The following is a 17,323-nucleotide window of genomic DNA, read 5'->3' as shown; positions in this document are numbered from 1 at the left end:
TTCCGGCCCCGTCGTCGTCCGGGGGGTGGCCGGGAGGGCCGTCGGTGGGGTTCAGCCCGGGCGGATCGCATCCTGCCCGGACGGCTCCTGCGAGGTCTCCTCCTCGGCGGCGCGCCGGTAGGCCGAACCATCGGGGGAACGGGTCAGCAGACCCGCGTCCACGAGGTAGCGGCGCAACGTCACCACATCGGAGGTCAGCGCCTCCAACCGGTGGTTCAGCCCGCCTTCGGTGAGGACCTCCTCGGCCTCCAGCGCCTGGGTTGCGGCCCAGACCAGCAGCCGGCGGCGTGGCCCCGGTTTGGCCGGATAGGTGTGGATGCGTCCCCCGGAGACGAAGCGATCCACTTCCTCGTCACCGGTGGCCTCCGACTCCGGCTGTGTCGGTGCCGAAAGCAGGCTGCGCAGTCCGGCGGCGTCGACCCTCCAGTCGCCGTCCGTTCCGGCCAGCACCCCGGAGCCGGCCAGCTGGTCCAGGCCCTTGCTCCGCCGGGCATCCGAAACCACGGTTCCCTCCCGGGCGGCCTCGGCCATGATGACCTCGGCCAGCAGCAGGCGCTGCTCGGCGTTGGCCAGGGCCGCCAGGACCGGGCGCCACTGCTGGGGGCCCGGTGTTCCGTCGTCGTGCCGTGTCATGGTCCTCCTGGTGCCTGGATCAGGCGTTGACGTTGTGGGAATCCGGCAGCAGGATGACCTTGCCGGTCGTGGCGCGTGAAGCCAGCGCCGTATGGGCGTGCCCGGCCTGCTCCAACGGGAAGCGGGCGCCGATGGCCACCTTCAACGTCCCCGCGGCCACCAGATCGAACATTTCCTTCGCCCGCCACTGACGCTCCTCCACGTCCAGGAGGAAGTCGGAGAGCTTCGGACGGGTCACGGTCAAGGATCCGTGGGAGTTCAGCCGCTGCAGATCAAAGGGAGGTACCTGTCCCGACGCGCCACCGAAGAGCACCAGGGTGCCGCGGATGCGTAACGATGCCAGCGAACCCTCGAAGGTGTCCTTGCCGATCCCGTCGTAGACCACGTCGACGCCGCGACCGTCGGTCAGTTCGCGGACCCGATCGGGGACGTCCTCGTAGGCCAGGACGTGGTCGGCACCTGCGGCCCGGGCCAGTTCCGCCTTTTCGGCGGTCGACGTGGTGGTGATGACCGTCGCCCCGCGCAGCTTCAGCAGCTGGATCAGCAGTTGGCCGACACCGCCGGCGCCGGCGTAGGTCAGCACGGTGTCTCCCGGGCGGACCTGGTAGCTGTTATTGATCAGGTAGTGGGCGGTGAAACCCTGCAGCGGCAACGCGCCGGCGACCTCGTCGGACACGCCCTCGGGCACCGGGAACGCCTTGTCGGCGTCCAGGAGCATGTACTCGGCATAACTTCCCGTCCCCTCCGAGGTGGCAACCCGGTCGCCAATGGCGTAGTCGGTGACGCCTTCGCCGATCGCCTCCACACTGCCGGAACCCTCGGTGCCGGGAACGAACGGGTACTGGACCGGGTACACCCCCGAACGCTGGTAGGTTTCAATGAAGTTCACTCCCACGGCGGCCAGACGAACCACGAGTTGCCCGGGCCCGGGGGAGGGGCGTTCGACATCCACCCATTCGAAGACCTCGGGGCCGCCTGCCTGGGGGATCCGTAGTGCGTGGGGCATGGAAAACTCCTTCGTTGGGGGTGGTCTTCCCAGCCTAGGCTCTTCGAGCAGCGGGTGCTCTGTAGTGGTCGAACATGACCCACCACGATGAATAATTATTAGCCATCGTGCATAAGAGCGTTGTAGGCTGAACTCATGAGTATTTCGGTAGCTGTTTCCGGGGCCAGTGGATATGCCGGCGGGGAGGTGTTGCGCCTGCTGGCGCACCACCCCGACGTCACGATCGGGGCCATCACCGCCCACAGTAATGCCGGCCAGCGACTGGGTAGCCTGCAACCGCATCTGCACGCGCTCGCCGACCGCATCCTGGTGGACACGACCGCGGAGAATCTTGCCGGCCATGACGTTGTTTTCCTGGCCTTGCCCCATGGTGCCAGTGCCGCCATCGCCGCAGAACTCTCCGACGACACCGTGGTCATCGATGCCGGGGCCGATCACCGGCTCGAATCCCCCGAGGCCTGGGAGAAGTTCTACGGCGGAGAGCACGCAGGGCATTGGCCCTATGGGCTGCCCGAAATGCCCGGGCACCGCGAGAAGCTGCGCGGGGCCACCCGCATCGCCGTCCCCGGGTGTTACCCGACCTCGGCCCAACTGGCCCTGGTGCCCGGTTTCACCGCGGGCCTCCTGGAGGCACGGGACGTCGTCATCGTCTCGGCTTCGGGAACCTCGGGTGCGGGGAAGTCCATGAAACCGCATCTGCTGGGCTCCGAAGTGATCGGGGGGATGAGCCCCTACGGAGTAGGTGGCCTGCACCGGCATACCCCGGAGATGGAACAGGGTTTCAGTGCTGCCGCGGGTGAACCAGTCAACGTTTCCTTCACCCCGACCCTGGCACCCATGGCCCGCGGCATCCTGGCCACGGCCACCGCACGGGTCAAACCCGGGGTCGACGCCGCAGCCCTGCGTGAGGCCTGGGCCCAGGCCTACGCGGACGAACCCTTTGTCCATCTGCTCCCCGAAGGCCAGTGGCCCACGACCAAGGCAGTACAAGGCTCCAACCATGCGCAGCTGCAACTGGCCTTCGACGAGCACGCGGGCCGCGTCATCGTCGTCTGCGCCATCGACAACCTCACCAAGGGAACCGCCGGTGGGGCCGTGCAATCGATGAACCTGTCCCTGGGGCTGCCCGAAACCCGCGGACTCGACCTGGAAGGGATCGCCCCGTGAACCACCCCCACGAGAACCACACCCCGCAGGGGGTCACCGCTGCCGCGGGATTCCGCGCCACCGGCATCACCGCCGGGCTGAAGGCCTCCGGTACTCCGGACCTGGCCTTGGTGGTCAATGACGGGCCACTGAAGAACGCCGCAGCGGTCTTCACCACCAACCGGGTGGCAGCTGCCCCCATCCACTGGTCGCGGAAGGTGATCGCCGACGGGCGTGCCGAAGCGGTGATCCTGAACTCCGGCGGAGCCAACGCCTGCACCGGCGCCGAAGGCTACGCCAACACCCAGGCAACCGCCGAGGCCACCGCCGGCGCGCTCGGCGTCGATGCCGCTGACCTGCTGGTCTGCTCCACCGGACTCATCGGCGAACAACTGCCGATGGATAAGATCCAGGCCGGCATCACCGCTGCCTGTGCGGCACTGCAGGCAGGGGCAGGGCACGACGGCGGTGCTGATGCCGCCACCGCGATCATGACCACCGACTCGGTCTCCAAGCAGGCCGGCTTCGCTGCTACCGGCTACCTCATCGGCGGGATGGCCAAGGGTGCCGGCATGCTGGCCCCGGGGCTGGCCACGATGCTCGTGGTCATCACCACCGATGCCGAACTCGAAGCCGCCGAACTCGACGCCGCCCTGCGCGCCGCCACCCGGGTGAGTTTCGACCGGGCGGACTCGGACGGCTGCATGTCCACCAACGACACGGTCATCCTGATGGCCTCCGGCGCCTCGGGCGTCCGCCCCGACGTCACCGAATTCACCGAGGGGCTCACCGGGCTGTGTACCGATCTGGCCCGCCAGCTCATTGCCGATGCCGAAGGCGCAGCCCACGACATCAGCATCCGGGCGTTCAACGCAGCTACCGAGGACGACGCCGAGGAAGTTTCCCGCGCCGTGGCACGTTCGAACCTGTTCAAGGCGGCGATCTTCGGCCAAGACCCGAACTGGGGTCGGGTGCTCTCCGCCGTGGGAACCACCACTGCGGCTTTCGACCCCGATGAACTTGACGTCGCCATCAACGGGATCCAGGTGTGCCGTTCCGGGTGCATCGGTGATGACCGCTCGCTCGTGGACCTGAGCGGGCGCGACGTCTTGGTGGAGATCAATCTGCACGCCGGTGACGCCGAGGCGACGATCTGGACCAACGACCTCACCCACGACTACGTCCACGAAAACTCCGCCTACTCCAGCTAGGACCGCCGAGCATGAACACCGACACCCCGACCGGCCCCGAGGGAGCGCTCTCCGGCGACGCCTGGGATACCGCCCACCGCAAGGCCGAGGCGCTGATCGAAGCACTGCCCTGGATCCAACATTTCGCCGGCAGCACGATGGTCATCAAATATGGCGGAAACGCCATGGTCAACGACGAGCTGCGTCGAGCCTTCGCCGAGGACATCGTCTTTTTGCATCATGCAGGCATCCATCCCGTCGTCGTCCACGGGGGTGGGCCGCAGATCAGCTCCATGCTCGAACGCCTCGGCATCGAGTCGGAATTCCGGGGTGGACTCAGGGTCACCACCCCCGAGGCCATGGACGTCGTGCGTATGGTGCTCACCGGACAGGTCGGCCGTGAGCTCGTCGGCCTGATCAACTCCCACGGCCCCTACGCCGTCGGTCTCTCGGGGGAGGACGGCGGCCTGTTGCAAGCCGTGCGCACCGGAACAGTCATCGACGGTGAGTCAGTGGACCTCGGCCTGGTCGGGGAGGTGACCGGCGTTGAACCACGGGCCTTGGTCGACCTGCTCGGTGCCGGACGCATCCCGGTGATCTCCACCATTGCCCCCGAGGTCGACGACGACGGTGAACCCACGGGCCAGGTCCTCAACGTCAATGCCGATACCGCCGCCGCTGCAGTGGCCTCGGCCCTGGGAGCCTCCAAGATGGTCATCCTGACCGACGTCGAGGGGCTCTATTCGGATTGGCCCGATCGATCCTCCCTGGTCTCCTCCTTGACCGTGGCCGAACTACGCCGCATGATGCCGCGACTGGAATCGGGCATGATCCCCAAAATGGAGGCCTGCCTGAAGGCCGTCGATGACGGCGTCGAACGCGCCCACATCGTTGACGGACGCCAACCCCATTCCATGCTGCTGGAGGTCTTCACCTCGGCAGGCGTCGGCACCCAAGTCGTCCCCGAGGAGGAATCATGAGCCAGCCATCCGAACAACCCGGAGGCCAGCGGAGCTCCGCCAGCCACCCGGGGTCCCCGTTGGGGGAGACCGGCGAATTGGAGGCCCTGCAAGGCCTGGCCTCCACCGAGCTGACCGAACGCTACAACGCCTCGCTCATGGGGGTCTTCGGCACCCCGCAGCGCGTTCTGGTGCGCGGCTCCGGATGTGTGGTCTGGGATGCCGACGGCCGTGAATACCTCGATCTGCTCGGCGGTATCGCCGTCAACGCCCTGGGACATGCGCACCCGTTCCTCACCTCGGTCGTCTCCAGCCAGCTGGCCACGCTGGGACATATTTCGAACTTCTTCACCAGTCCCACCCAGATCGCGCTGGCAGAAAAACTGCTCGTTCTTGCCCAAGCCCCCAGCGGTTCGAAGGTCTTCTTCGCCAACTCGGGGACCGAGGCCAACGAGGCGGCCTTCAAACTGGCCCGTCGCAACGATGGCGCGGGGGCCGGAACCGCGCGAACGCGGATCATCGCCCTGGAAAATGCGTTCCATGGCCGCACCATGGGCGCCCTGGCCCTGACCTGGAAGCAGGCCTACCGCGAACCCTTCGAACCATTACCCGGCGGTGTCGAATGGGTGCCGGCAGGCGACGCCGACGCGTTACGTGCCGCCGTGGACGAAACGGTGGCAGCCGTCTTCATCGAACCCATCCAAGGCGAGGCCGGGGTCCGCGGCTACCCGGAGGGATACCTGCAAGCAGCACGACAGATCACCGAGGAGGCCGGGGCCCTGCTCATCATCGATGAGGTCCAGACCGGCATCGGACGGACCGGGGCGTGGTTCGCCTCCGAAGGGATCATCCCCGACGCGATCACCTTGGCCAAGGGACTCGGCGGCGGTTTCCCCATCGGGGCGCTGATCACCTTCGGTGAGCACGTGTCCTCGCTCTTGAGCCCGGGCCAACACGGCACGACCTTCGGCGGCAACCCGGCGGCCACCGCTTCGGCGCTGGCCACCCTCCACGTCCTCGAAAGCCAGGGTGTCCTGGCCCAGGTCCGTGACACCTCAGCTGCCCTGGCGGCGGCACTGCAGGAACTGGACTGCGTGACCGAGGTGCGCGCCCATGGCCTGCTGGTGGGCTTCGACCTGGCCACCGAGGTGGCTCCCGCCGTCGTACGGGCGGGGCTCGAGGCAGGGTTCATCATCAATTCGACGGGTCCGGCCACCGTGCGCCTGGCCCCACCGTTGATCATCACCATGGAACAACTGAGGGGCTTTGTTGACGCCCTACCGGAGCTCTATGCCACAGCCATTGCACAGGAGAACTAAGTGAGCACCCCAACCGTCCGTCATTTCCTGGTTGATACAGACCTCAGCCAGGCCGAACAGACCGAGGTCCTGGACCTGGCGGCGGCCATGAAGAGCGACAGGTACGGGTACCGCCCGTATGCCGGACCGCAAACCGTCGCCGTCTTTTTCGATAAGACCTCCACCCGCACCCGGGTCTCCTTTGCCGCCGGCATCGCCGAACTGGGCGGCCAGCCATTGATCATCAACCCCGGTGAGTCCCAGTTGGGGCATAAGGAGTCGATTGCCGACTCGGCCCGGGTGCTCGAGCGGATGGTTTCCACGATCGTCTGGCGCACCTACGCCCAGTCGGGATTGGAGGAGATGGCCGCCAACAGTGGGGTGCCGGTGATCAACTCGCTCTCCGATGACTACCACCCCTGCCAACTGCTCGCCGATCTGCTGACCGTGCGCGAACATAAGGGCCGGCTCGCCGGACTGTCCATGGCCTACCTCGGTGATGCGGCGAATAACATGGCCAACTCCTACCTGTTGGCCGGAGTGACCGCCGGAATGCAGGTGCGCATCGCCGGGCCTGCCGGCCATCTACCCGATGAATCCGTCGTTGCCGCGGCCAGGGGCCGTGCCGCAGAAACCGGTGGGTCGGTCATGATCACCACCGACCCTTCGGAGGCCCTCAAAAATGTCGACGTCGTGGCCACCGACACCTGGGTCTCCATGGGGCAGGAAGACGAAAAGGCAGAACGAGTTGAACTGTTCGGGGACTATCGGGTCGATGAGGCGGCGATGGCCCTGGCGGCCCCGGACGCGATCGTCTTGCACTGCCTCCCGGCCTACCGTGAATATGAGATCGCTGCAGGGGTCATCGACGGCGGGCAATCGGTGGTGTGGGACGAAGCAGAAAACAGGCTGCACGCCCAGAAGGCCCTGATGGCCTGGCTGATGGCCTCTTCGGGGCTGGCGGAAGTCTCGGGTGTTGAAGCGGGGGACCGACGATGAGCCTGCAGCCCGGTGGCCAGCCCACCACAAAAATTGCCCGTCAAGCACGGATCAAAGCCATTCTCGGGGCCGGATCGGTGCGTTCCCAGGCCGAACTCGCAGGCCTGCTGGCGGCCGACGGCGTCCAAGTCACCCAGGCCACGCTGTCCCGGGACTTGGTGGAACTGGGAGCCATCAGGGTCCGGGGTGTGGAAGGGGGCCTGGTCTACGCGTTGCGCTCCGAGGGCGGGGACCGGTCGCCGCAGACCGGCGTCACCCAGGAAGTGCTCGACGCGCGGCTGGCTAAGCTCTCGGCCGAGTTGATCGTCACCGCGGAAGCCTCGGCGAATATCGTCATCCTGCGCACCCCTCCGGGGGCGGCGAACTTCTTGGCCTTATCGATCGACCATTCGATCATGCCCGATGTCCTGGGCACGATCGCCGGCGATGACACGGTCATGCTGATCACCCGTGACCCCCAGGGTGGCGAGGAGATCGCCGCGCGCTTCCTCGAACTGGCCAACACGCAGTAGCCGCCGGCCCCGGTCAGGCGCCGTTCGTCGGGAAATACTCTTCGATCAGTGAGCGCATGGCGGGGAGATCGAACATATCGGTCACCGCCCAGGCGTTCTGGGGACCCAGCTTCGGGTCCGCCCCGGCCTCCAGGAGGAAGCGGGTGAGCTCGGCATTCTGCCGGAAGACGGTGCAGGTCAGTGCCGATTGGCCCTGGTCGTTGAGTCGGTCCACGGTCGCCCCGCGTTCGACGAGGCCGCGTGCCAGGTCGTTATGTCCGCTATAGGAGGCCAGAATCAGCAGCGAGTCGCCCTTATGGTCGGTCAGGTCAACGGGCAGGCCCTCACCGATGAGGGCCAGCAGCTTCTCGGTTTCCCCTTGACGGGCAAGGTCGAAAGTGGAATGAAGGAAGGCAAGCTCTTCATCGCTGAGTTCGGGCACTGGCTGGTTGGCGGGCTCTGTCATGCCGACCAGCCTACCGCCAGTGAGGAGGGGCCACATTGCATCGTGTGCATAATTATGTAGACTTATGAATAAGAACAGATCTTGATCGGCGCGGCCCATGCGTCGAACCCCATTCCCAGAGGAGAAACCCCGTGAAGGAACGCATTGTCCTGGCCTACTCCGGCGGCCTGGATACGTCCGTGGCCATCGGCTGGATCGGCGAAGCCACCGGCGCTGAAGTCATTGCCGTCGCGGTCGACGTCGGGCAGGGCGGCGAATCCCTGGAAACGGTGCGCGATCGCGCGCTGGGCTGCGGTGCCGTCGAAGCCTATGTTGCCGACGCCCGCGACGAGTTCGCCAACGAGTACTGCATGCCGACGCTGCAGACCGGTGCGCTCTACCAAAACCACTACCCGTTGATTTCTGCGATCTCCCGCCCGGTGATCGTCAAGCATTTGGTGACCGCGGCCAAACAGTTCGGGGCCACCACCGTCGCCCACGGGTGCACGGGCAAGGGCAATGACCAGGTCCGCTTTGAAGTCGGCATCCAGACCATCGGTCCGGAGCTGAAATGCATCGCCCCGGTTCGTGACCTGGCGCTGACCCGCGATAAGGCGATCGAATATGCGGAAAAGAACGATCTGCCGATCGAAACGACCAAGAACAACCCGTTCTCGATCGACCAGAACGTCTGGGGCCGCGCCGTGGAGACCGGCTACCTCGAGGACATCTGGAACGCCCCGACCAAGGACGTCTACAGCTACACCGATTCCCCCGAGTTCCCCCCGGCCCCCGACGAGGTGACCATCTCCTTCCGCCAGGGCATCCCGGTGGCCATCGACGGTGTGGCCGTCACCCCGCTGGAGGCCATCGAACAGATGAATCGCCGCGCCGGCGCCCAGGGCATCGGCCGCATCGACATCGTCGAGGACCGACTGGTGGGCATCAAATCCCGCGAGATCTACGAGGCCCCGGGGCCGATGGCCCTGATGGAGGCGCATAAGCACCTGGAAAACATCACGCTCGAGCGTGAACAGGCCCGCTTCAAGGCCACGGTGTCCCAGCGTTGGAGCGAGCTGGTCTACGACGGCCAGTGGTTCTCCCCGCTGAAGCGCTCGCTGGACACTTTCGTGGCGGACACCCAACGCCACGTCAACGGTGATATCCGCATGGTCATGCACGGTGGCCGCGCCGTCGTGGAAGGACGCCGTTCGGAAACTGGTCTCTACCGCTTCGACCTGGCTACCTACGACACCGGCGACACCTTCGACCAGTCAAGTGCCCGCGGATTCATCGATATCTTCGGTCTCTCGGCGAAGGTGGCCACGGAGCGCGACGAGCGCGTGGCCGAGGGCAAGTAGGCATGCCCGAGGCCCACGGCACCAACGAAGGAGCCCTGTGGGGCGGCCGGTTCTCCGGCGGCCCCGCAGACGCCCTGGCAGCGCTGAGCAAATCGACGGATTTCGACTGGCGACTAGCCCGCTACGATATCGCCGGCTCCCGAGCCCACGCCCGGGTCCTGCACACCGCGGGACTGCTGGACGACGCCGAACTCCAGGGCATGATCGGTGCCCTGGACCAGCTGGAATCCGATGTCACCGACGGCACGTACGTCGCCGCGGAATCGGATGAGGATGTCCATGGTTCACTCGAACGCGGATTGATCGAACGGGCCGGACCGGCGCTCGGTGGGAAGCTACGTGCCGGACGCTCACGTAACGACCAGATCGCCACCCTGGGACGGATGTTCCTGCGTGACCACGCCCGGGTCATCGCCCGCGGCGTGCTGGCGACCATCGACGCGCTCATCGCCCAGGCCGAGGCCCACCCGCAGGCTGCCATGCCCGGCCGTACGCATCTGCAACACGCCCAACCGGTGCTGCTGGCCCACCACCTGCTGGCCCACGGCTGGGCACTGCTGCGCGATGTGCAGCGCCTGGCTGACTGGGACCGCCGGGCAGCGGTTTCCCCCTACGGTTCCGGGGCACTGGCAGGATCTTCGCTCGGACTCGATCCCCACGCCGTAGCCGCCGACCTCGGCTTCGACTCGGCCACCTGGAACTCCATCGACGGAACAGCAAGCCGGGACGTCTTCGCGGAGTATTCCTGGGTCGCCGCGATGATCGGGGTGGACTTGTCCCGGATCTCCGAGGAGGTCATCCTGTGGGCGACCAAGGAATTCTCCTTCGTCACCTTGCATGACTCGTATTCCACGGGGTCCTCGATCATGCCGCAGAAGAAGAATCCCGATGTCGCCGAACTGGCCCGCGGCAAGGCTGGACGACTGATCGGGGACCTGACCGGGTTGCTGGCCACCCTCAAGGGGCTGCCGTTGGCCTATAACCGGGACCTGCAGGAGGATAAGGAACCGGTGTTCGACGCCACCGACACCCTGGAACTGCTGCTTCCCGCCGTTTCGGGGATGGTCGCCACGCTCGATTTCAACACCGAACGAATGGCTGAGTTGGCCCCTCAGGGCTTCGCGCTGGCCACCGATATCGCCGAATGGCTGGTCCGTCAGGGAGTCCCGTTCCGAGACGCCCACGAGCTCTCCGGCTCGGCCGTCCGTGTGGCGGAATCACGGGGCGTGGAGTTATGGGATCTGACCGACGAAGAGTTCGCCGCGATTTCCCCCGAACTGACCCCGGCCGTCCGCGAGGTCCTGAGCACCGCAGGGTCGCTGGCCTCACGGTCCTCACAAGGAGGGACTGCCCCCGATGCCGTGGCCGCACAGCTCACGGCGCTGAAGGAGCAGCTGGAAGAGCTGCGCACCTTCGCTGCCTGAGCCGCAGCACCGGCAGAGCCTGCCGCCGTCGTCCACTGTGGACGACGGCGGTAGGCTGCTGCCATGACACAGCTTTCCACCGCATCACTGGCCGAGGCCGTCCAGGATGCCACCGCCCGTGCCCGTACCGCGATCGGCGCCCTGCCTGCCGAGGAATTCGCCGCGCCATCCACGTTGCCCGGGTGGAATAATGCCCAGCTACTGGCCCATCTGGATGGGGTCAGCCGTGCCCTGGCCCGGCAACTGGCCTATGCCGCCCGTGGCGAACGCATCGAGTTTTACGACGGCGGCCAGGAGGGCCGCGACGAGCGGATTGAACTCGGTGCCCTCCAACAGCCCTCCACCGTGGCGGCCCGCACGATTCAAGGACTGGACCTGTTGGACGAGTCGATCAAGGATCTCCCCGCCGGGGGATGGGAGAACGCCACGAGCTTCCGCGGAGAAGGCACCGTGACCGATTGTGTGAAGGCTGCTTGGCGTGAAGTCCTGATCCACGCCACCGATCTCGGGACCACCGTCTCGCTGGTTGACTGGCCCACGGAATTCTCGGCCCACCTTTTTGAGTTCCTGTCGCTGCGGGTGCCCGCCGAATACCGGCTGCTCTTGCAGCCCACCGGCAGCCAGCCGCTGACCCTCGGCGACGGTCCCACCGGGTACGTGGTCACCGGCATGGAATGTGATTTGGCCGGCTGGCTCGCAGGACGCGAACCCTCCGGCCCCGTCCGGGCGACCGCCGCAGCCGACGGGGCCGACCTCCCCGAATTGCTGCCCTGGCCCTCGGGGCTGGCCGCCTCGAAATGAGCGGAGCAGACCCTCAACTGACCCGGACCGCGATCGACGTCGCACCCTTGCTGCTGGGAAGCATCCTGACCGTTCAGCGGGAAGGGCACCGTGTGGGCGTGCGCATCACCGAGGTCGAAGCCTATGAAGGTTCGGCAGACCCGGGATCCCATGCCTACCGAGGGCGCACGGCACGCAACGACTCGTTGTTCGGGCCGCCGGGAACCCTGTATTGCTACTTCACCTACGGGATGCACCACTGCGCCAACATCGTGTGTGGGGCAGACGGCCGGGCCTCTGCGGTGTTGCTGCGCGCTGGAGAGATCATCACGGGTGCTGAGACCGCCAGGGCACGACGCCGGAACCCTCGCCGGGACCGGGACCTGGCCAATGGGCCCGCCAAACTCGCCCAGGCAGTGGGGCTGGACCTGCAATGCAACGGACTGGAATTGATCACCGGGGTCCAGGGAATGGGGCTCCGCGAGCTGGATGCTGTTCCGTCCCCGCTGGGAGCAACCCTGTCCTCATTACCCGAAACCGCACCGCAGGGAGTGCGCTGCGGACCCCGGGTTGGTGTGGCAGGCCCCGGTGGCAGCAATGACTACCCCTGGCGGTTTTGGCTCGACCACGAACCCACCGTTTCGGCCTATCGTGCCGCGAAGCCCCGAAACCGCCCGAAACCGGCAGGGAACCCTGGGCGCAAGGACTAGAGTGGATGCGTGCAATCCGTGACCGAAACTATGCCCGAACTCCTGGACCGCCTGTGTGCGATCGTCCCCGACTACCCACAGCCGGGCGTCTCCTTCAAGGATCTGACGCCCGCATTCGCCGACGCCCACGGATTGCATCGCATGATCGATGAGATCATTGCCCCCTTTGAGGGCACCTTCGATGTGGTCGCCGGAGTGGAGGCACGCGGCTTCGTCTTGGCAGCGGCTGCAGCCTACGCCAGCGGCACGGGGATGGTGACCATCCGCAAGAAGGGCAAATTACCCCGTCCGGTCCACGCCGAGCAATACACCCTCGAATACGGTACGGCCACGCTGGAATTGCACCGTGACGACATCAAACCCGGAACCCGGGTCCTGCTCCTCGACGACGTCCTGGCCACCGGAGGGACCATCAACTCGGCCGTCTCCCTGTTGACCCGTGCCCAGACCGAGATCGTCGGTATCGGCGTCGTCCTCGAGCTGGAGGAACTTCGTGGCCGGGCCCGACTGCAGGATTATCACGTGGAATCTCTTCAAACGGTGTGATGGACGTCGTGAGCCGGCCGACCACCCAACCGGTAGACTGATTCGTCCGCCATTTCGCACCAGGAGGAAAGTACATGCCGCAGTCACCCTCGCCCGCACCTGAACTGGAGCGCGAGCGGGCTTATGTCGAGCGGCTCTACCGCCGGCTCGATGCCCTACGTGAGGAGAAGACCGCGCAACTGGCCCGGGTTCGCCGTGACGGAGCGCTTGGTTCGCTACAGAACATCTCCGAACGCGACTCGTTCGCGAATTTATACGAGGACCGCCTGGCCCAATTGAACGCCGTCGAGGACCGCCTGGTTTTTGGTCGCCTCGACCTCGAAAGTGCCGAGGACAACGGTGATGCCACCAGTCACTACATCGGACGCATCGGCATGACCGACGAACACCAGACCCGTCTCATGGTCGACTGGCGTGCCCCGGAAGCGGGGGCCTTCTACCAGGCCACCGCCTTCGAACGCCATGGAGTACGCCGTCGGCGCCACCTGATTCTCAAGGGCCGCAACGTGGTAGCCCTCGAGGACGATGTGCTGGACCCTGAATTACTCAACGAGGGTGTCTCGCACCAGGGGGAGGGGGCGCTCCTTGCTGCCCTGACCAGCCGACGCACCGGACATATGGCGGACATCGTCAGCACCATCCAGGCAGAGCAGGACCGGATCATCCGGGCCCCGCTGGCCGGTGTCCTCGTGGTCCAGGGCGGTCCCGGAACCGGTAAGACTGCGGTGGCCCTCCACCGTGCGGCCTACCTCCTCTACGAACACCGTGAACGTTTGAAGACCGCCGGTGTTTTGCTGGTCGGGCCCTCGACGGCCTTCATGCGCTATATCGAACGTGTCTTGCCCTCCCTGGGCGAAACCGGCGTCGTCATGTCCTCCGTGGGACAGCTGCTGCCGGGGATCAACGCCATTCCCGAACCCGGACGCGAAGCCGCCCGGATCAAGGGGGGACTCGGCATGGCCCAGGTGGTTGCCCGGGCGGTCGAGAACCGCCAGCGGGTGCCCGCGGGGCCACGCCGGGTCCTGGTCGAAGGCACCCCGCTGACGATCACCCCACGGCAGGTCCGGCGGGCCGGCGATAAAGCACGGGCGACGGGCAGACCGTATAACGAGGCCCGCGCGACCTTCGTCAAGGTCATGCTGCGCGAGCTGGCCGATCAGCTCAAGGAGAAGCTCGAGGAATCCTCCGGTGCCGGCAATGCTGCCGACCGCTCCTACTTGATCGAAGACGTTCGGGCCTCACGGGATGTGCGCATCACCTTGAACCTATGTTGGATGCCGATGAGCCCCGAGCAGCTCATCACCGACCTGTACGCCAAGCCCGAGGTCCTCGAAGCGGTTGCCCCTGAGCTGAGCTATGCCGAACGCCGCTCATTACTGCGTGGTCGCGGGGAACCATGGACCGAAGCGGATGTCCCCTTGCTCGACGAGGCCGCGGAACTTCTGGGTGCCTTCGATGCGACGGTAGGGCGCGAACAAGCCGTGGCCGAGGCCAACCGAAAACGCGATATGGCCAATGCTGAACAGGCCTTGAAGAACGTCAGCGCATCACTGGAAGAAATCGGCATTGATGGATCGGTCAGTGCCGAACAACTTGCCGACTTGAACGAGGAGACCGGCCCCCGGCTGACCGCTGCAGAACGCGCCGCTACCGACCGCAACTGGGCCTACGGCCATGTCGTGGTTGATGAGGCCCAAGAGCTTTCGCCGATGCAGTGGCGCTTATTGGTGCGTCGTTGTCCCCTGAAGTCTTTCACCGTGGTCGGTGATATCGCCCAGGCTAGTTCGGCTGCGAGCGTGGGGAGTTGGGCTGCGGCGATGGAACCGTTCGTCGGCCGTCGTTTTGAACTGGAGGAACTGACGGTGAATTACCGTACTCCCGTTCAGATCGCCGAAGCAGCAGCCCGGATGGCCCAGGAAGCTGGTCTGCAAGTCTCGACGCCGAAGGCGGTGCGCGAAGGTGATTGGCCCCCGCTGATCAACCGGGTCTTGCCCGGTGACGTCCTGGCAACGACGCTGAGGGCGCTGCCCGAAGAGATCAGAATCGCCGATGGGGGACTGGTTGCCGTCATTGCCCCCGCGCAGCGACTCGATCAGGTCCGGACGGCGGTCGCTGGCGAGTATGGACGACGTGTCGGTGGCGGGTCCGGCGCCCTGGACCAGGACATCGTTGTGACCACTGCCAAACTGGCCAAGGGCCTCGAATTCGATGTTGTGATGGTGTTGGAGCCACAGGAAATCGTCGAAGAGGCGGAAGGAACCGTGGGCGATTTATATGTCGCGATGACCCGCGCGACCCAACGCCTGCAGGTTATCGCCAGTGGCAATATTCCTGCGGGAATGGACCCGAACGCCTGATCACGAGAGCGTTGCTGCTAGATTTGATGGCGTGTCAGTGAGTGAATTGAATCCCGCCATTGCGGGACAGCAGAATGATCCGTCCTTCCCCAACGTCTGGCAGGAGCTGAAGTGGCGTGGCTTGGTCCACGTTTCCACTGAGGAATCCGGGCTGGAGCAAATGCTCGCAGGGGAGCCGATCACCTATTACTGCGGATTCGATCCCACGGCGCCGTCTTTGCACTTGGGGAACCTGGTCCAATTGCTGAACATGCGTCGTCTGCAGCTGGCGGGGCACCGCCCGCTGGGCCTCGTGGGTGGTTCCACCGGTTTGATCGGAGACCCGCGGCAGAGCGCCGAGCGGGTCCTGAATACCAAGGAGACCGTCAACGTGTGGGTGGGCCGCCTGCAGCGTCAGGTCAGCTGGTTCTTGTCGACCGAAGGCTCAAACGCGATGCAGATCGTGAATAACTTGGACTGGACGGGACCCCTCAGCGCGATCGACTTCCTCCGTGAGGTCGGCAAACACTTCCGTGTGGGGACGATGGTCAAGAAGGACACTGTTGCCTCACGCCTGAATAGCGACGAGGGCATCAGCTACACGGAGTTCAGCTACCAGATCCTGCAAGGCATGGACTACTTGGAGCTTTACCGAGACTACGGATGCCGGCTCCAGACCGGCGGTTCTGACCAGTGGGGCAACCTGACCAGTGGGACGGAATTGATTCGCAAGGTCGAGGGCGCCACGGTGCATGCCTACGGAACCCCGTTGATCACCAACACGGACGGCAGTAAGTTCGGCAAAAGCGAAGGCAACGCCATCTGGCTCGACGCCGAGATGTGTAGCCCGTACGCGTTCTACCAATTTTGGCTCAACACCGCCGATGTCGATGTGGTCGACCGCTTCAAGGTCTTCACTTTCCGTACACGCCAAGAGATCGAGGCCATCGAACAGCAAGTAGCGGAACGACCCTTCGCCCGCGCCGGTCAACGTCAGCTGGCCTACGACGTCACGTCGCTGGTCCACGGTATCGACGCTACCGAAAAGGTCATTGCAGCCTCTGCAGCAATGTTTGGCCAGGGGGTACTCGCCGATCTCGATGAAGATCTCCTGGTGGCAGCCACCGCAGAATTGCCGAGCGTGCAGGTGCCGTCGGATTCATTGGGGATCGTCGAGCTGCTGGTGGCCACCGGACTCTCCGAGTCCAAGTCTGCAGCCCGGCGGACCGTGGGAGAGGGTGGCGCCTACGTCAACAACGTCAAATTCTCGGATGTCGATGCAGTCATTGATTCATCGGCGCTTTTGCACGGGCGCTATGTGTTGGTGCGACGTGGGAAAAAGAGCCTGGCGATGGTCGAGGTCGCGTCCTAAAGCATGTTGTTCGGCGCTGGTGAATCCGCAGCCGATCCAGACAACCAAGAGGCCGGCCGGCCCCGAGACGTGAATCACGTTGGGGCCGGCCGGCCTTTTTGCTCCCCAGGTAACCCCCTGCAGAGGCAAAAAACCGCCTCGAAGCCCGGTATCCCGGGGAAAAAGCAAGGATCCAGGTCGCATGAACCCGAGAGAACGGCCGATTTGCAGCCGCCGGTCACCACGTGTAATGTTTTCTCTTGTCGCCGACGCTCCTGCAGCGGACAAAGGAAGCGAAAGTTTCCCGGTCAGGCGAACAAACTCCTTTCAAACCTCCAAGCTTTCTGGACGTCATTTGCACGCCTTGAAGCAGGGAAAAATGGAAGCGAGGGGAGACCAATTGGTCGAAATCAAAGCGATAAAGTCGATTTGACAACGATCAAACGGACTAATAAATTAGATATGTAGCAACGAAAGAAAAGCAAAAAGAATACGAATTCTTTATTTCGTTATTTGCTCGGAATCGTTAGCGGTCTGTTGTTTGAGAACTCAATAGTGTGCCATGTTTGTTGACACCGATTTTTTTATAAATTGGTGAATGGTCTTTGTGGATGCACCCCGTGTATTTGCAAGGACATATTTGCCAGG

General features: G+C 64.9%; 16 protein-coding genes. 13 read left to right on the top strand and 3 right to left on the bottom strand.

The genetic code is table 11. The features are described 5' to 3' along the window. Positions 1 to 51: 51 nt before the first annotated feature. Positions 52 to 633, bottom strand: a complete 582-nt coding sequence (locus tag CIK75_RS02420; protein WP_086997289.1) for a DUF2087 domain-containing protein — start codon at positions 631 to 633, stop codon at positions 52 to 54. 19 nt (positions 634 to 652) lie between these two features. Then, a complete protein-coding gene (locus tag CIK75_RS02415) occupies positions 653 to 1,639 on the bottom strand; it encodes a quinone oxidoreductase (protein WP_096223108.1) in 987 nt (328 codons plus the stop codon). A gap of 135 nt (positions 1,640 to 1,774) precedes the next feature. On the opposite strand from CIK75_RS02415, the gene argC reads away from it, so the two are divergent. From argC to CIK75_RS02385, 6 genes are read left to right on the top strand one after another with little or no spacing between them, the layout of a single operon-like run. After that, a complete protein-coding gene (gene argC / locus CIK75_RS02410) occupies positions 1,775 to 2,806 on the top strand; it encodes an N-acetyl-gamma-glutamyl-phosphate reductase (protein ID WP_086997283.1) in 1,032 nt (343 codons plus the stop codon). Continuing rightward, entirely contained in the window at positions 2,803 to 3,996 is a 1,194-nt protein-coding gene (argJ, locus tag CIK75_RS02405) for a bifunctional glutamate N-acetyltransferase/amino-acid acetyltransferase ArgJ (protein ID WP_096223107.1), read from the top strand. Before argC ends, argJ begins: the two co-directional genes overlap by 4 nt. Before the next feature lie 11 nt (positions 3,997 to 4,007). Beyond that, positions 4,008 to 4,955, top strand: coding sequence for an acetylglutamate kinase (gene argB / locus CIK75_RS02400; RefSeq protein WP_086997278.1), 948 nt, complete (start codon positions 4,008 to 4,010; stop codon positions 4,953 to 4,955). Next, positions 4,952 to 6,253, top strand: a complete 1,302-nt coding sequence (locus CIK75_RS02395; protein WP_096223106.1) for an acetylornithine transaminase — start codon at positions 4,952 to 4,954, stop codon at positions 6,251 to 6,253. Before argB ends, CIK75_RS02395 begins: the two co-directional genes overlap by 4 nt. Further along, positions 6,254 to 7,231, top strand: a complete 978-nt coding sequence (gene argF, locus CIK75_RS02390) for an ornithine carbamoyltransferase (protein ID WP_086997272.1) — start codon at positions 6,254 to 6,256, stop codon at positions 7,229 to 7,231. It abuts the gene before it with no gap. After that, positions 7,228 to 7,743: an arginine repressor gene (locus CIK75_RS02385; protein WP_086997270.1), complete on the top strand. Its 516-nt coding sequence runs from the start codon at positions 7,228 to 7,230 to the stop codon at positions 7,741 to 7,743. Before argF ends, CIK75_RS02385 begins: the two co-directional genes overlap by 4 nt. A 13-nt stretch (positions 7,744 to 7,756) precedes the next feature. Here CIK75_RS02385 and CIK75_RS02380 read toward each other — a convergent pair whose 3' ends face one another. Then, positions 7,757 to 8,188, bottom strand: a complete 432-nt coding sequence (locus CIK75_RS02380) for an ankyrin repeat domain-containing protein (RefSeq protein WP_198962378.1) — start codon at positions 8,186 to 8,188, stop codon at positions 7,757 to 7,759. 131 nt (positions 8,189 to 8,319) lie between these two features. On the opposite strand from CIK75_RS02380, the gene CIK75_RS02375 reads away from it, so the two are divergent. The 7 genes from CIK75_RS02375 to tyrS all read left to right on the top strand — a co-directional run bounded on the left by CIK75_RS02375 (position 8,320) and on the right by tyrS (position 16,696). Then, positions 8,320 to 9,528 carry an argininosuccinate synthase gene (locus CIK75_RS02375; protein WP_086997267.1) on the top strand — a complete coding sequence of 403 codons (1,209 nt, stop codon included), beginning with the start codon at positions 8,320 to 8,322 and terminating at the stop codon, positions 9,526 to 9,528. A 2-nt stretch (positions 9,529 to 9,530) separates the two neighbouring features. Beyond that, positions 9,531 to 10,952 carry an argininosuccinate lyase gene (argH, locus tag CIK75_RS02370; RefSeq protein WP_086997264.1) on the top strand — a complete coding sequence of 474 codons (1,422 nt, stop codon included), beginning with the start codon at positions 9,531 to 9,533 and terminating at the stop codon, positions 10,950 to 10,952. Between the two features lie 63 nt (positions 10,953 to 11,015). Next, positions 11,016 to 11,753, top strand: coding sequence for a maleylpyruvate isomerase family mycothiol-dependent enzyme (locus CIK75_RS02365; RefSeq protein WP_086997260.1), 738 nt, complete (start codon positions 11,016 to 11,018; stop codon positions 11,751 to 11,753). Then, the gene (locus CIK75_RS02360) at positions 11,750 to 12,442 is read left to right on the top strand and encodes a DNA-3-methyladenine glycosylase (protein WP_086997258.1); all 693 of its coding nucleotides are present in this window, start codon (positions 11,750 to 11,752) and stop codon (positions 12,440 to 12,442) included. The genes CIK75_RS02365 and CIK75_RS02360 overlap by 4 nt, the downstream gene beginning before the upstream one ends. 30 nt (positions 12,443 to 12,472) lie before the next feature. After that, positions 12,473 to 12,988 carry an adenine phosphoribosyltransferase gene (locus tag CIK75_RS02355; protein WP_086997255.1) on the top strand — a complete coding sequence of 172 codons (516 nt, stop codon included), beginning with the start codon at positions 12,473 to 12,475 and terminating at the stop codon, positions 12,986 to 12,988. 74 nt (positions 12,989 to 13,062) lie between these two features. Further along, positions 13,063 to 15,345, top strand: coding sequence for an AAA family ATPase (locus tag CIK75_RS02350; protein ID WP_096223105.1), 2,283 nt, complete (start codon positions 13,063 to 13,065; stop codon positions 15,343 to 15,345). Between the two features lie 37 nt (positions 15,346 to 15,382). After that, complete coding sequence (gene tyrS / locus CIK75_RS02345) at positions 15,383 to 16,696, top strand: tyrosine--tRNA ligase (RefSeq protein WP_096223104.1); 1,314 nt, start codon at positions 15,383 to 15,385, stop codon at positions 16,694 to 16,696. Positions 16,697 to 17,323: the final 627 nt, after the last annotated feature.

It is taken from the genome of Glutamicibacter sp. BW78, assembly GCF_002332245.1.
Taxonomy (GTDB): Bacteria; Actinomycetota; Actinomycetes; order Actinomycetales; family Micrococcaceae; genus Arthrobacter_H; species Arthrobacter_H rhombi_A.
The sequence above is the reverse complement of the archived record's forward strand: the minus strand, read 5'-3'. Positions and strand labels throughout refer to the sequence as shown.